This is a genomic window from Rhizobium sp. FKL33 (assembly GCF_005222915.1).
Lineage (GTDB): Bacteria > Pseudomonadota > Alphaproteobacteria > Rhizobiales > Rhizobiaceae > Rhizobium_E.
Map to the genome: position 1 here is coordinate 93,950 of NZ_STFX01000038.1, position 15,218 is coordinate 109,167.

Genomic DNA, 15,218 nt, shown 5'->3' on the forward strand with positions numbered 1-15,218 from the left:
TATTAACAAATACTAATGTGAATATGTGTCAGAAATTCAGGGCATCAACCTAAACTGTAAAGGGGATCCGCGCCGCCCTTCGCAAGGGGCGGCGCGGCGCGCATTACTGACCCAGCGCCGCGGCCAGCACCGTCTTCAGCGACGTGGTGGGGCGACCGATGATGCGGCTCAAGGCTTTGCCTTCATCAAACAAACCGCCCTTGGAAGCGCCGACATCCGAATCGGCCAAGAGGCCTGCGAAGGCTTCGGGAAGACCGACCTGCACCAGCATCGCCTTGTAGGCTTCTTCCGGCATATAGGCGTAGACGACGGGCTTGCCGGCGAGGTCGCCGATCGTGGCGGCGAGACTGCCCAGGGTGAAGGCTTCGTCGCCCGCAAGTTCCAGCACGGCGTTGATGTACTGATCGGAATTCACCAGCACCACGGCGGCGGCTTCCGCATAGTCTGCGCGGGACGCGGCGGAGATGCGTCCTTCGCCGGCCGCGCCGGCGACAGCGCCATGCTCCAGGGCGGGACCGATCGAGCCGAGATAGTTTTCGAGATACCAGGAATTACGCAGGAATGCGTAGGGGATGCCCGAGGCGGCGATGCTCTTTTCCGTGGCTGCATGTTCGACGGCGAGGCCCAGCGGCGAGGAATCGGCGCGCAGGATGCTGGTGTATGCGATGAATGCAACCCCGGCCTTCTTGGCGGCGGCAATGACATTTTCATGCTGCGGCAGACGCTTGCCGATTTCACTCGAGGAGATCAGCAACAGCTTGTCGACACCCGCGAAAGCGGCATCAAGGCTGGTCGGGTCGTCATAGGAGCCGATCCGCACTTCGACGCCGAGGGCAGCAAGCTCAGCTCCGGCTTCCGGCTTGCGGACGAGCGCGATCACCTGCGAAGCGGGGACCTTTTTGACCAGGCTTTGCACCACGAGTTGGCCGAGCTGGCCGTTTGCGCCGGTGATCAGATATTTTTTAGCGTCTTGGGACATCACATTCTCCTTGGGGATGGTCTAATTATGAAGACAGGTCTATAATAGAGACCACAATCCGCAATGAAAAGGAGGCAGTTTGCAATGCCCAGGTTACTTTCAAAGAACCAACCAGGACCGCTGCGGTCCGGCGACCGCGTGGAAAAGTGGCAAGCGCTCGGTTTCAGCCGCGAGAATTGTCCGGTCCGTGACGTGCTCGACCATATCGGCGACAAGTGGACGGTGCTCATCCTTCTGTCGCTTGCGACCGAGAACCGGCGCTTTTCGAGTTTGGCGCGCGATATTCCCGACATTTCCAAGCGCATGTTGACGCAGACGCTCAGAGATCTCGAACGCGACGGCCTCGTCAGCCGACAGGTGTTTCCAACCAAGCCGCCCAGCGTCGAATATGGACTGACCGAACTTGGACGCGACGCGATGATCCCGATTTCGGCGTTGATGGACTGGGCGGAGCGTCGCCACCCCGATATCCGCATCGCCCGCGCTAAATTCGATTCCGCGCAGGCCGTCGCGGCCTGATTTCGGCTTTTTCGGGATCTGCTGTCGCTTGGCGCGAAAAAAACTTAGCTTGAATAGGTTTTCCAGATTGACAAAAGTCTGGCGGGCCCCATGTAATGCGCCAATAAAAAGAACGATCGTTCGCAATCCTGCATGGACCACCGATGGCAAAAACGCGCAAAATTTCGATCGACGACGTGCTCGACGCGGCAGAGCGCGTGGTCGTGCGTCTGGGCGCGGTCGGCCTGTCGATCGACGAAGTCGCCCGTGAAGCCGGGATCAGCAAATCCCGCGTGGTCTATGACTACAAGACCAAATCCGGTCTTTTGAACGCGCTGGTCGAACGCCGCATCCGCATCGACCGGGAGCGTATCGCCGAAAGCGAGCGCCAGCAGCAGCAAACCGACAATCCGCCCCTTTTCGGACGGCTGGCCGTGGCCGGCGCCCAGACGTCCGATAGCGAAAGGGCGGTCGCGCTCGCCATCTGCGCCGCAAGCTCGCATGATGAAGGCGTACAGGCGCTGTTTCGCCAATGCACGGCCGAAGATCTGGCCGCCGTCACCCGGGACGCCCGGCGTCCGCGCGCCTCCCTCGTCGCCTATCTCGCCTATTACGGCATGACGATCATGGAATATTTCGACCTCTATCAATGGAGCGAGGCCGAGCGCGCCGGACTGCTCCGTGACATCGGGGTGATGTACGCTGCTTTTCCGGAACCCTGACCGCCTTTTCGGGCGCGCGCCCAACCCCAGAATTTCACTCTTTCAGACAAACGATTGAAGGTAAGACGATGAAAAAAATCGCCCTCGGACTGACGGCTTTCGCCATGTCCGCCATGATCGCCTCGCAAAGCTTCGGCCAGGCGCAGCAGATGCCGCCGGCCGCCGTCGGCGTCATCACCCTCAAGACCCAGCCCGTGCCTGTGATGAGCGAACTGCCGGGCCGCATCGCCGCCACCCGCACGGCGGAAGTGCGCGCCCGCGTGACCGGCATTCTGCAGGAACGCGTCTTCGAACAAGGCAGCCTGGTCAAGGCCGGCGACGTGCTCTACCGGATCGACCCGAAGCTCTTCAAGGTGCGCGTCGCCAGCGCCCAGGCCACGTTGCAGCGCGCCATCGCCACCGAGAAGAACGCGCGTCAGCAGCTCGAACGCCAGGACCAGCTGCGCAAGCGCAACGCGGTCTCCGAAGTCGAATATGACAACGCCGCCGTCGCCGCAGCGCAGGCCGCGGCCGATGTCGCCTCCGCCCAGGCCGCGCTCGATGAAGCGTCGATCAACCTCGACTATACCGAGGTTCGCGCGCCGATCACCGGCATCATCGGCGGCGCGCTGGTGACTGAAGGCGCGCTGGTGACCGCCGACAGCACCCAGAACCTGGCGCTGATCCAGCAGATCGACCCCGTCTATGCCGACTTCACCCAATCGGTCGACGAGATGCTGTCGCTGAAGCGCGCCGTCGAGGCCGGCCGGCTCGAAAGCCCCGCTCCCGGCCAGGCGCGCGTCGAGCTCGTCTTCGACGGCGGCGACATGTATGCCGAAAAGGGCAAGCTGTTGTTTTCGAGCGCCAGCGTCGATGAAACCACCGGCCAGGTGACGCTCCGCGCCGAATTCCCCAACCCCAAGGGCGACCTCCTGCCCGGCCAATATGTCCGCATCCGCATCGAACAGGCCGTCAACAAGGATGGCATCCTCATTCCGCAGCGCGCCGTCATCCGCACCCAGGATGGCCGCGCCCAGGTCTATGTCGTCGGCGAAGGCGATGTCGCCCAACTGCGCGACGTGACGCTCGGCCCGGTGATCGATGCGCAATGGACAGTCGAAGGAGGCCTAAAGGGCGGCGAACGCATCGTTGTCGACGGCGTCTCCAAGGTTCAGCCCGGCGCGAAAGTGGCTACCGAAGCCGCTGCCCAGCCCAAGAACTAAAGGCTCGTCCTGATGGCACAATTTTTCATTCAACGACCAATTCTGGCCTGGGTGTTCGCAATCTTCATTTCGATTGCCGGCCTCATCGCCCTGCCCTTCATGCCGATTGCGCAATATCCGAACGTCGCGCCGCCGCAATTGTCGATTTCCACGTCTTATCCCGGCGCTTCGCCGCAGGAAATCTACCAAAGCGTCACCCAGCCGATCGAAGAGGAGCTGAACGGCGTCGATGGCCTGCGCTATTTCGAATCGACGTCGGATTCGTCCGGCCAGATCTCGATCGATGCGACTTTCGTCTCCGGCACCAATATCGACCAGGCGCAGGTGGATGTGCAGAACGCCATCCGCCGCGTGGAGCCGCGGCTGCCGCAGACCGTCACCCAGCAGGGCATCGAGGTGCAGCAGGCCGGCTCGGGCTTCCTGATGGTGGTGGCGATCACCTCCACGGACGGCAAGCGCAACGCCGTGGCGCTCGGCGACTATTTCAGCCGCAACGTGATGGGCGAACTGCGCCGCATCGAAGGCGTCGGCAACGTCCAGCTCTTCGCCGCCCAGCGCGCCATGCGCATCTGGATCGATCCCGAGAAGATGGTCGGGCTGAAACTGACCGCTGACGACATCACCGCCGCAATCAGCGCTCAGAACGCCCAGGTCGCCGCCGGCCAGATCGGCGCGGCTCCCAATCCGATCAACCAGGATCTGACGGCGACCGTCCTCGTCAAGGGCCAGCTCACCGATCCCAAGGAGTTCGCCAATATCGTGCTCCGCGCCAATGCGGACGGCTCGACGGTGCGTCTGCGCGACGTCGCCCGCGTCGACATCGGCTCGGAAAGCTACAACTTCTCGAGCCGCCTCAACGGCCAACCCACCGCCGCCGTCGGCATCCAGATGAGCAGCGGCGCCAATGCGGTGGCCACCGCCAACGCCGTCAAGGCCAAGATGGAGCAGCTCAAGGGCTTCTTCCCGGCCGGCATCGATTACGCCGTGCCCTATGACACCAGCCCCTTCGTCTCCGCCTCCATCGAAAAGGTCGTGCATACGCTGATCGAGGCCGTCGCGCTGGTCTTCGTGGTGATGCTCATCTTCCTGCAGAGCTTCCGCTACACGGTCATCCCGACGCTGGTGGTGCCGGTGGCGCTGCTCGGCACGCTGTCGATCATGTATGTCAGCGGCTTCTCGGTGAACGTGCTGACCATGTTCGCCATGGTTCTCGCGATCGGCATTCTCGTCGACGACGCCATCGTCGTGGTCGAGAACGTCGAGCGCATCATGGCCGAGGAAGGCTTGTCGCCCAAGGAGGCCACCAAGAAGGCGATGAGCCAGATCACGGGCGCCATCCTCGGCATCACGCTGGTGCTCGCCTCGGTCTTCATCCCCATGGCGTTCTTCCCGGGCTCGACCGGCATCATCTATCGCCAGTTCAGCCTGACCATGGTCGTGTCGATCCTGTTCTCCGCCTTCCTGGCGCTGTCGCTGACGCCGGCGCTCTGCGCGACGTTCCTGAAGCCGATCCCGCAGGGTCATCATGAGAAGAAGGGGCTCGCCGGCTGGTTCAACCGCGGATTCGGTCGCCTGACCGACAGCTATGGCCGCGGCGTCACCGGCATCGTCGGCCGCGCCGGCCGCATGATGATCGTCTATCTGGCGATCGTGACCGGCCTCGGCTACCTGTTCATCCAGCTGCCGGGCAGCTTCGTGCCGAACGAAGACCAGGGCTTCCTGATCGTCAATGTCGAAGGTCCGGCTGAATCGAGCAGCAATCGCACGGTGGCGACGCTCGAACAGGTCGAGAAGATCTTCCGCGCCGAGCCGGCGGTCGAGAACATCGTCGCCGTCCAGGGCTTCAGTTTCTCGGGCAACGGCCCCAATGCGGCGCTCGCCTTCGTGACGCTCAAGGACTGGTCCGAGCGCGGCCCCGGGAACTCTGCCGAAGAGATCGCCGGCCGCGCCAATATGAAGTTGTTCGGCCTCAAGGACGCCATGGCCTTTGCGCTGTCGCCGCCGCCCATTCAGGGTCTCGGAACGGCGAGCGGCCTGTCCTTCCGCCTGCAGGATCGCGGCGGCAAGGGCCAGGCGGCGCTGCAAGCCGCAGCCGGCCAGTTGATGGGTCAGGCCGCACAGAGCGGCATGCTGGTCGGCGTTCGTCCGGAAGGTCTGCCTGACGCCGCGCAGGTGCTGCTGCAGATCGACCGCGAAAAGGCCAACACTTTCGGCGTCACCTTCGCCGACATCAACGACACGATCACCGCCAATCTCGGCTCGTCCTATGTCAACGACTTCCCGAACGAGGGGCGCATGCAGCGCGTCGTGGTGCAGGCGGGCGAGCGGAGCCGATTGCAGGCCGAAGACCTGCTGAAGCTCAATGTCCGCAACTCCAGCGGCGGCATGGTGCCGCTGTCGGCCTTCGCCGACGTCAAATGGCAGCGCGGTCCGGCTCAGATCATCGGTTACAACGGCTACCCCTCAGTCCGCATTTCGGCAATGGCGGCGCCGGGCGTGGCGTCTGGGGCCGCCATCGAGAAGATGCAGGAACTCGCCAAGCAATTGCCGGAAGGGTTCGGCTATGAATGGACGGGTCAGTCGCTGGAAGAGCTGGAATCGGGCTCGCAGGCCCCCTACCTCTACGGTTTCTCGCTCCTGTTCGTCTTCCTGCTGCTCGCAGGCCTCTATGAGAGCTGGTCGATCCCGCTGTCGGTGATGCTGGTGGTGCCTTTGGGCGTCATCGGCGCGGTGCTCGCGGTCTTCCTCCGCGACATGCCCAACGACATCTATTTCAAGGTGGGCCTGATCGCCATCATCGGTCTCAGCGCGAAGAACGCGATCCTGATCGTCGAATTCGCCAAGGACTATTTCGCCGAGGGTCGTAGCCTCAAGGATGCGGCGGTGGATGCGGCCAAGATCCGCTTCCGCCCGATCATCATGACCTCGCTGGCCTTCGCGCTCGGCGTCGTGCCGCTGGCGATCGCGACCGGACCGAGCGCCGCGAGCCAGAACGCCATCGGCACCGGCGTTCTCGGCGGCATGATCTCGGCGACGCTGCTGGCGATCATCTTCGTGCCGGCTTTCTTCGTCTTCGTGCTCCGGCTGTTCAGGACCAAGCGGCCGACCCACGTTTGAGACGATTGCGCAATGACTGCCGAAGGGCCGCCGCACAGGCGGCCCTTCGCATTTTTACCATTCGACAAGAATTGCTATGCATGCAATGCATATTTGCCGCGCGCTAGCGTCTGTTCATTCCTTGGGCGCCGGCGCCTATATGACAGGCGTTGGATAAATGCCGAAAAGGCCAAGGATAACAAAATGAGCATCATGAAAAGACTGAACGACTGGCGCAAATATCGCCAGACCCTCTCCGAACTCGGCCGCATCAGCGATCGCGAATTGCAGGATCTCGGCCTGCGCCGTTCGGATTTCGAAGCCGTCGCGCGCGGTGAAATCCGCCGCTGACGCCAGTACCGTCTTCGGATCGCCCTTTCAGACAAGGGCGATCCCTTTAAAACCTTCCATCCGTGCCTACTTGCCCGTGATCACCGTCTCGGTACGGGCAATGGCGGTCTGCCCGGCGCTATAACCGCCGCTTGCGGCGTTTGCCGATACCTGCTCGCGCCCCCAGGCCTCGATCCATCCCGCCGCCGCGTCGTCCTTCTTTTTGAGGATGACGGACAGGGTATAGGAATCGTCGCAGCCCTTCTTCCCGCAATTGAAATGCAGAACGCCGGCCGCACGGATCTTGCCGCTTTCGTCGACCACCACCGCGCCGCGCTCTATCGCGCTCTGATAGCGGGAGGCGGAAAACCGATAAACGCCGGCCGCAGCTTCCATGCGATCGTCGGGCACACCACTCATGGCCTCGCTGACGACCTCCCACAACGGCTTGGCCCGTCCCAGCCATGTGACTTTCTTTTTCCCTGCAAAGGCCTTCAAAGCCGGCTCGAAGTCCTTGGCCCAGACCAGCTGGTTTCCATCCTGACAGTTCGAGACGGAAGACAGGCGGCAATCGCCTCCAGCCTGGGCAGTTGATGCAGCGGCCAAAAGGCCGAATACCAGAACGAAACGTCGCATGAGGGGTCTCCGAAAAAGTGTAGAGTGTCTGACGAGCGGCGTTATCCTAGCCAAGCGTTCTGCTACGGCTACGGTCGAGACCAAAACACCTCGGATTTCATAGAAAAAAGAGGCCGCCCGATCAGCCGCCGGTGCACACCACACCTTAGGCCAATTCATCACCCTCGCCGACGACGGTTGATATGAGGGATATTTGACAATCAAGAATGAGACCGGCGATTTCCTCCCGGCTAACTTGCCAGTTGCGAGGGTTCGCCTGTATCCTCTTGTCCGGGAGGAAGCGAACGGCGGGGAGGCCGGGCGCGAAACATCATATGCTGGCAGGCCACAATCCCTATCTCGTGGCGCTTTCCCTGGCGATCGCGGTTCTGGGCGGGTATACCGGTCTCGGCCTCGCGGGCCGCATCCTGGGAAAGACCGATCTGCAACGTCGCGCGCTTCTGGTGGGCGCGGCCGTATTTCTGTCGACGGGCATCTGGACGATGCATTTCATCGGCATGCTGGCGGCGCCCTTGCCCGCCGATATCGCCTATCTGGTCTTGCCCACCATCATCTCCTATCTGATCTGCGCGCTGGTGGTCGGGGTGTCGATCTTCTTCGTGGTCGGCAGCCGGCCCGGGACGTTCGGAACCGGACTTGCGGCGCTGCTGCTCGGCGTCGGCATCTGTTCCATGCATTATGTCGGCATCCATGGGCTGGCGGGGCCCTTCGCCATCGAGCACGACCCGTTGAAGGTGCTGCTGTCAGTGGTGATCGCGATCGCCACCGCCTATGGCGCGCTGCGCATCTTCCTCGATCCACAAGTGGGCCTGCGGCTGGCGATTTCCGCCGTCGCTTTCGGGCTTGCGGTGTCGGGCATGCATTATACCGCCATGTGGGGCATGCATGTGGTTCCCGCGGGCTCCGGCCATGACATGGCGGCGATGGGGGCGAGCTTCCAGATGTCGTCGCAATTCGTGTCGCTGGTCGTCGCCTGTCTCTGTTTTCTCGTCACGGCGGGCTTCCTGTTGTTCCTGCTGCCGGAGCAATGGGGCCGCGCCGACACGCCGCCCCCGCTCGCAGCCACCGAGGGGCCTGAGATCGCGGAGGTTCCGGCGATCGAGCCCGACCCGGCGCCCGCGCCGGCGCAACGCGGCCGGATCGAGCGCATTCCGGTGCAGAGCGGCGGGGCGACTCAATTCGTCGCAATCCGCGAGGTCAGGTCCATTCGTTCGGACGCGCATTACACCTGGGTTCACGACGGCAATCGCGAGCGCATGTGCGGCTGGTCGATCTCGGAGGCCGAGGCTGCGCTCGACCCGACCATTTTCATCCGCGTCCATCGCAGTCATATCGTCGCCATGCCGCATGTGACGCTGGTGCGGAAGGAAGGCGACGCCGCGGTGGTGGAGCTCGACGGCGCTCATCCGCATCAGGCGCCGGTGAGCCGCGCCCGCGTCGCCGAGGTCAAGGCGCGGCTCGGACTGACCCGCAGCAGCGCCGGATGATCGAGCCTGCAGGATAGGTAAGAGAGACTGACGCAGTTCGTGCGCCAGCAACCGCATTTCGTGCGAAAAGTCGCGTTTCGTGACGTCGGCCGCCTGCCTGTCTTGCCGAAATCAGGGATGCGACACAGGCTCCTCCAACACCCGCGTCGGGAGCGCGGCGTGCCCATCATCTGGAGGAGAAGATGATCCCGGGTTCTTTCGACTATCACCGCCCGTCGAGCGTGGCGGACGCGATCAAGCTATTGGCCGATCTCGGCGAGGAGGCGCGACCGCTCGCGGGCGGCCACAGCCTCATCCCCATGATGAAGCTGCGCATGGCCTCGCCGGAACATCTGATCGATCTCGGCGGGATCGCGGCGCTGAAGGGCGTCTGTCGTTCCGGCGCCGACATCGTCATCGGCGCCATGACCACCCAGCACGAGTTGCTACAATCCACCGACATCGCGCAATCGCTGCCGATCCTGCATGAGGCGGCCAAGCTGATCGCCGATCCGCAAGTGCGCTATTGCGGCACGATCGGCGGCAATGTCGCCAATGGCGATCCCGGCAACGACATGCCGGCGCTGATGATGACGCTCGGCGCCCACTACCGCCTCGAAGGGCCGAACGGCGCCCGCGACGTCGCCGCCCGCGATTTCTACGAGGCGGCCTATTTCACCGCGCTCGAGCCGGGCGAGATCCTGACGGGTGTGTCGATCCCGTCGCCGGCCGCAGGTCATGGCTACGCCTATGAGAAGCTGAAGCGCAAGGTGGGCGATTACGCGACCGCCGCCGCCGCCGTGGTGTTGACGATTGAGGGCGGAAAGATCGCAACCTGCGCGATCGGCCTCACCAATCTCGCCGACACGCCGCTGCTTGCGGAAGAAGCAGCCGCTTCGCTGATCGGCTCCGGCCTCGACGAGGCGTCGATAGCCCGCGCCGCAGACCTCGCCCGGTCGATCATGGCGCCGGCGGCCGATGGCCGCGGCCCGGCAGATTACAAGATCCATGTCGGCGGCGTGATGGTCGCCCGCGCGATCAAGCGCGCCGCAGCGCGCGCGGCCTGAGGAGGACACAATGGCGAAAACCCATATCAAGATGACCGTCAACGGCGCCGAGGTGGAGGGACTGGCCGAGCCGCGCATGCTGCTCATCCATTTCATCCGTGAGACGCTGTCGCTGACCGGCGCCCATATCGGCTGCGAAACCTCCCATTGCGGCGCCTGCACCGTCGATATCGACGGGCGCTCGGTGAAGAGCTGCACCGTCTTCGCCGTTCAGGCGAACGGCGCCGACATCACCACGATCGAAGGCATGGCCAATGCCGACGGCACGCTGTCGGCGCTGCAGGAAGGCTTCCGCATGATGCACGGCCTGCAATGCGGCTATTGCACGCCGGGCATGATCGTGCGCGCTCACCGGCTGCTGAAGGAAAATCCGAACCCGACGGAGGAGGAAATCCGCTTCGGCATTTCAGGCAATCTCTGTCGCTGCACCGGCTACCAGAACATCGTCAAAGCGATCCAATACGCCGCCGCCAAGCTGAACGGCGCCGAATTCCAGGAGGCCGCGGAATGAACGACATGACACCCACGCGCGAACAGCGCGAAGCCCGCCTCGAAGGCATGGGCTGCAAGCGCAAGCGGGTCGAAGACATCCGCTTCACCCAGGGCAAGGGCAATTATGTGGACGATGTGAAGCTGCCCGGCATGCTGCATGGCGATTTCGTCCGCTCGCCGCACGCGCATGCCCGCATCAAGTCGATCAACACCGAAGCCGCGCTGAAAGTGCCGGGCGTTCTGGCGGTATTGACCGCCGAGACGCTGAAGACGGTCAATCTCGCCTGGATGCCGACGCTCGCCGGCGACGTGCAGATGGTGCTGGCCGACGGCAAGGTGCTGTTCCAGAACCAGGAAGTCGCTTTCGTGGTCGCCACCGACCGCTACGCCGCCGATGACGGCATCGCCGCCGTCGAGGTGGAGTACGAGCCGCTCGACGTGCTGGTCGATCCCTTCCAGGCCATGGCCGAGGACGCCATCGTTCTGCGCGAGGATCTCGCCGGCAAGACCGTGGGCGCCCATGGCCCCCGCAAGCATCACAACCATATTTTCGAATGGGCGGTGGGCGACAAGGATCTGACCGAAGCCGCCTTCCGCAAGGCGGATGTGACGGTGAAAGAGATGATCTCCTATCACCGCACCCATCCCTCGCCGCTCGAAACCTGCCAATGCGTCTGTTCCTTCGACAAGATCAAGGGCGAACTGACGATCTGGGGCACCTTCCAGGCGCCGCATGTCATCCGCACCGTGGTGGCGCTGATTTCCAAGATCCCGGAACACAAGATCCATGTCATCGCCCCCGATATCGGCGGCGGCTTCGGCAACAAGGTCGGCGCCTATCCCGGCTATATCTGCGCGGCGGTCGCCACCATCGTCACCGGCAAGCCGGTGAAATGGGTGGAGGACCGGATGGAAAACCTCACCACCACCTCCTTCGCCCGCGACTATCACATGACCACCGAAATCGCCGCCACCAAGGAAGGCAAGGTCACCGGGTTGCGGGTGCATGTGCTCGCCGATCACGGCGCTTTCGACGCCTGCGCCGATCCGTCGAAATGGCCGGCCGGCTTCTTCAACATCGTCACGGGGTCCTATGATTTCCCGGTCGCGCATCTCGCCGTCGACGGCGTCTACACCAACAAGGCGCCGGGCGGTGTGGCCTATCGCTGCTCATTCCGCGTCACGGAAGCCGCCTATTGCATCGAGCGCGGCATGGATATCCTCGCCCAGAAGCTCGGCATGGACCCCGCCGAACTCCGGATGAAGAACTTCATCAAGCCCGAGCAATTCCCCTATCACTCGGCGCTCGGCTGGGAATATGACTCCGGCGACTACCACACCGCCATGGCCAAGGCGATGGAGACCATCGACTATGCCGGCCTCCGCCGCGAACAGGCGGAGAAACGCGAAGCCTTCAAGCGCGGCGAGACGCGCGAGATCATGGGCGTCGGCGTGTCCTTCTTCACCGAAATCGTCGGCGCCGGCCCGTCGAAGAATTGCGACATTCTCGGCATCGCCATGTTCGACAGTTGCGAGATCCGCCTGCACCCCACCGGCGCCGGCATCGCCCGCGTGGGCTCCAAGAGCCAGGGCCAGGGACATGAGACGACCTGGGCGCAAATCATCGCCACCGAAATCGGCATCCCCGCCGACGACATCATGGTCGAGGAAGGCAATACCGACACCGCGCCTTATGGGCTGGGCACCTATGGCTCGCGTTCGACGCCGGTGGCCGGCGCCGCCATCGCCATGGCGGCCCGCAAGATCAAGGCCAAGGCGCAGATGATCGCCGCCTATCTGCTCGAAGTGCATGAGGACGATCTCGAATTCGACATTGACGGCTTCCGGGTCAAGGGTCTGCCGGAAAAGTTCAAGTCGATGAAGGAGATCTGCTGGGCGGCCTATCATTCCGTGCCGCCGGGCATGGAGCCGGGCCTGGAGGCGGTCAGCTATTACGATCCGCCCAATATGACCTATCCCTTCGGCGCCTATTTCTGCGTGATGGACATCGATGTCGACACCGGCGTCTACAAGGTCCGGCGCTTCTATGCGCTGGATGACTGCGGCACCCGCATCAACCCGATGATCATCGAGGGCCAGGTGCATGGCGGCCTCACCGAAGCCTTCGCCATCGCCATGGGCCAGGAGATCCGCTACGACGAGATGGGCAATGTGATGGGCGGGTCCTTCATGGACTTCTTCATCCCCACCGCCGTGGAAACCCCGCATTGGGAAACGGATTTCACCATCACGCCGTCGCCGCATCACCCGATCGGCGCCAAGGGCGTCGGCGAAAGCCCGAATGTCGGCGGCGTGCCGGCCTTCTCCAACGCCGTCAACGACGCCTTCGCCTTCCTCGGCGCGACCCATATCCAGATGCCGCATGACCACTGGCGCAACTGGAAGGCCGCCCGCGATCTCGGCGTGGCGGCGTAGAGTGCGGCCATGACTTGGCGGTCCGTCAAGATTATCGGGGGCCGGCTGGAAAAGAACCCCTCCCCAACCCCTCCCCACAAGGGGGAGGGGCTAAGCCCGCCTTGTCAGTGTCACTCATTGGCGGGAAAGACGCAGATGCAGGGTCTCTCCCCCCTTGTGGGGGAGATGGCCGGCAGGCCAGAGGGGGTTTTATCGCCCTGTTTTGCGTCATGACCCCACCCACCCGTCCCGACATCGCCTCGCGCCTCGCCGCCGCCGGCTACATCCCCGACGCCGATCTCACGACCGCCATCCAGCTGATGCAGATGCTGGGTCGTCCCTTGCTGCTCGAAGGCGAGGCCGGCGTCGGCAAGACGTCGGTCGCCACCGCGCTCGCCGAGGTCCACGGCGCGGAGCTCATCCGGCTGCAATGCTATGAGGGGCTCGATCAGGCCGCCGCACTTTATGAATGGAACTATCAGCGTCAGCTGCTGGCGATCGAGGCCGGCCGCGGCCGCGATGTCGACGCGCTCGCCGACGATGTGTTTTCCGAAAAATATCTGTTGGAGCGGCCGCTGCTGAAGGCCATCCGCAGGGCCTCGCCGCCGGTGCTGCTGATCGACGAGATCGACCGCGCCGATGAGGAATTCGAAGCCTTCCTGCTGGAACTGCTCTCGGACTATCAGGTGACGATCCCGGAACTCGGCACGATCAGGGCCACGTCCGTCCCGCTCGTCGTGCTGACCTCCAACGGCACGCGCGAACTGTCGGATGCGCTTCGCCGCCGCTGTCTTTATCATTATGTGGATTATCCCGATGTCGATCGCGAGGCGCGGATCATCCTCGCCCGGGTGAAATCCGCCGGCGCCACGCTGGCGCTCGCCATCGCCCGCATGGTCGAAGCGATCCGCAAGGAGGATCTGCGCAAGGTTCCCGGCGTCGCCGAAACGCTGGATTGGGCGGTGGCGCTCGTGGGCCTCGGCGTCGAAACCCTCGGCGACAATCCCGAGATCGTGCATGAGACGCTGCTCTGCCTGCTCAAAACCCGCGAGGACCGGGCGCGGATCACGCCTGAGGTCACCGCGCGTCTGCTCGGGAGGGTCGCATGAGCTGTTGCGGAACGCCCCTGACCTCAGACGAATCCGATCATGTCGACCGCGTGATCGCCGAGCGCCTCGCCGCCTTCCTCGCGACCCTGCGCGACAACGCCTTTGCGATCGGCCTCAGGGAAGCGCAGGATGCGGCGCTGCTGATCGCGAAGGGTTTCGCGGCTGCGCCCGGGCAATTCCGATCCGCGCTCAAGCATCTGCTGACCAGTCGGCGTGAGGAATGGCAGCGGTTCGACGGTCTGTTCGACGCCTTCTGGCTGGGCAAGCGGGTCAAACGCCGGAGCCTCGTTTCCGCGAGCCATGGCCCTGAGGCCAATCCGGCGATGAAATCGCTCGCAGACCGCGCCGCAAGCGCTTCGCAGGCGGGCGGCGCCGACCAGGTCCCCGCATCGGGAGAAACAGAAACGAAGGATGGCGCGACGGGCCGCATGGAGGGCGCGTCTTCGGTCGAGACAATCGACCGCATCGATTTCCGCAAACTCTCCGACCCCGACGACATCGCCCGCGCCCACGCCATCGCCGCCCGCCTCGCCCGGGTGATGCGCACGCGGCTGACGCGGCGCGACGAGATGCGGGCCAAGGGCAGGCGGATCGATCTCCGCCGCACCATCCACGCCAATATCAGCCATGGCGGGGCCGCGCTCGATCTCGTCTGGCGCCGGCGCAAGGTCAAGCCGCTCCGGCTCGTGGTGCTGCTCGACGCGTCGGCCTCCATGCAGGCCTATACCGGCGTTTTCCTGCGCTTCATCCATGGCGTGCTCGATGAATTCCGCGAGGCCGAAGCCTTTCTGTTCGACACCCGTCTCGCCCATGTCTCCTCGGCGATGCGCGAGCGCAATCCCGCCCGCGCGCTCGATCGTCTCGGCCTGATGGCGCGCGGCGCGGGCGGCGGCACCCGTATCGCCGAGAGTCTCGGCACCTTCAATCGCTGGCATGCGGCCCGCGTCATCCATTCCCGCACCTGCGTGATGATCGTCTCCGACGGTTACGAGACAGGAGACGCCACGGCGCTTGGCCGGGAGATGGCGCAGCTCGCGCGCCGCTGCCGCCGCATCGTCTGGCTCAATCCGATGCTGGGCTGGGACGGCTACGAGCCGCGCGCCGCCGGCATCAGGGCCGCGCTGCCTTACGTCCAGCTGCATGCGCCGGCCAATACCCTGGCCTCGCTCGCCGATCTCGAACCCTATCTCGCCCGCCTGTGAGGAC

The 15,218-nt window shown here is 63.9% G+C and carries 13 protein-coding genes; 11 read left to right on the top strand and 2 right to left on the bottom strand.

Annotated elements, in window-relative coordinates:
• Positions 1 to 103 precede the first annotated feature (103 nt).
• Positions 104 to 979 carry an SDR family oxidoreductase gene (locus E8Q41_RS21725; protein WP_137157663.1) on the bottom strand — a complete coding sequence of 292 codons (876 nt, stop codon included), beginning with the start codon at positions 977 to 979 and terminating at the stop codon, positions 104 to 106.
• 120 nt (positions 980 to 1,099) lie between these two features.
• On the opposite strand from E8Q41_RS21725, the gene E8Q41_RS21730 reads away from it, so the two are divergent.
• The 5 genes from E8Q41_RS21730 to E8Q41_RS21750 all read left to right on the top strand — a co-directional run bounded on the left by E8Q41_RS21730 (position 1,100) and on the right by E8Q41_RS21750 (position 6,848).
• Positions 1,100 to 1,498 carry a helix-turn-helix domain-containing protein gene (locus E8Q41_RS21730; RefSeq protein ID WP_246660285.1) on the top strand — a complete coding sequence of 133 codons (399 nt, stop codon included), beginning with the start codon at positions 1,100 to 1,102 and terminating at the stop codon, positions 1,496 to 1,498.
• A 143-nt stretch (positions 1,499 to 1,641) separates the two neighbouring features.
• Entirely contained in the window at positions 1,642 to 2,199 is a 558-nt protein-coding gene (locus tag E8Q41_RS21735; protein ID WP_137157665.1) for a TetR/AcrR family transcriptional regulator, read from the top strand.
• Between the two features lie 104 nt (positions 2,200 to 2,303).
• Positions 2,304 to 3,401: an efflux RND transporter periplasmic adaptor subunit gene (locus tag E8Q41_RS21740; protein ID WP_246660286.1), complete on the top strand. Its 1,098-nt coding sequence runs from the start codon at positions 2,304 to 2,306 to the stop codon at positions 3,399 to 3,401.
• A gap of 12 nt (positions 3,402 to 3,413) precedes the next feature.
• Positions 3,414 to 6,518 carry an efflux RND transporter permease subunit gene (locus tag E8Q41_RS21745; protein ID WP_137157667.1) on the top strand — a complete coding sequence of 1,035 codons (3,105 nt, stop codon included), beginning with the start codon at positions 3,414 to 3,416 and terminating at the stop codon, positions 6,516 to 6,518.
• Positions 6,519 to 6,701: 183 nt separating this feature from the next.
• The gene (locus E8Q41_RS21750) at positions 6,702 to 6,848 is read left to right on the top strand and encodes a DUF1127 domain-containing protein (RefSeq protein WP_137157668.1); all 147 of its coding nucleotides are present in this window, start codon (positions 6,702 to 6,704) and stop codon (positions 6,846 to 6,848) included.
• 66 nt (positions 6,849 to 6,914) lie between these two features.
• Here the strand turns inward: E8Q41_RS21750 and E8Q41_RS21755 are convergent, their stop codons facing one another.
• Positions 6,915 to 7,463 carry a hypothetical protein gene (locus E8Q41_RS21755; RefSeq protein WP_137157669.1) on the bottom strand — a complete coding sequence of 183 codons (549 nt, stop codon included), beginning with the start codon at positions 7,461 to 7,463 and terminating at the stop codon, positions 6,915 to 6,917.
• A 314-nt stretch (positions 7,464 to 7,777) separates the two neighbouring features.
• Here E8Q41_RS21755 and E8Q41_RS21760 point away from each other — a divergent pair, with 314 nt between their 5' ends.
• The 6 genes from E8Q41_RS21760 to E8Q41_RS21785 all read left to right on the top strand — a co-directional run bounded on the left by E8Q41_RS21760 (position 7,778) and on the right by E8Q41_RS21785 (position 15,214).
• The gene (locus tag E8Q41_RS21760) at positions 7,778 to 8,950 is read left to right on the top strand and encodes an MHYT domain-containing protein (RefSeq protein ID WP_137157670.1); all 1,173 of its coding nucleotides are present in this window, start codon (positions 7,778 to 7,780) and stop codon (positions 8,948 to 8,950) included.
• 182 nt (positions 8,951 to 9,132) lie between these two features.
• Positions 9,133 to 9,996: a xanthine dehydrogenase family protein subunit M gene (locus E8Q41_RS21765; protein ID WP_137157671.1), complete on the top strand. Its 864-nt coding sequence runs from the start codon at positions 9,133 to 9,135 to the stop codon at positions 9,994 to 9,996.
• A 10-nt stretch (positions 9,997 to 10,006) separates the two neighbouring features.
• Positions 10,007 to 10,507, top strand: a complete 501-nt coding sequence (locus E8Q41_RS21770; protein WP_137157672.1) for a (2Fe-2S)-binding protein — start codon at positions 10,007 to 10,009, stop codon at positions 10,505 to 10,507.
• Positions 10,504 to 12,924: an aerobic carbon-monoxide dehydrogenase large subunit gene (locus E8Q41_RS21775; protein WP_137157673.1), complete on the top strand. Its 2,421-nt coding sequence runs from the start codon at positions 10,504 to 10,506 to the stop codon at positions 12,922 to 12,924. The genes E8Q41_RS21770 and E8Q41_RS21775 overlap by 4 nt, the downstream gene beginning before the upstream one ends.
• Positions 12,925 to 13,133: 209 nt before the next feature.
• Positions 13,134 to 14,012 (top strand): MoxR family ATPase, encoded by an 879-nt coding sequence (locus E8Q41_RS21780; protein WP_137157674.1) that lies wholly within the window; start codon positions 13,134 to 13,136, stop codon positions 14,010 to 14,012.
• Complete coding sequence (locus E8Q41_RS21785; RefSeq protein WP_137157675.1) at positions 14,009 to 15,214, top strand: VWA domain-containing protein; 1,206 nt, start codon at positions 14,009 to 14,011, stop codon at positions 15,212 to 15,214. Before E8Q41_RS21780 ends, E8Q41_RS21785 begins: the two co-directional genes overlap by 4 nt.
• Positions 15,215 to 15,218: the final 4 nt, after the last annotated feature.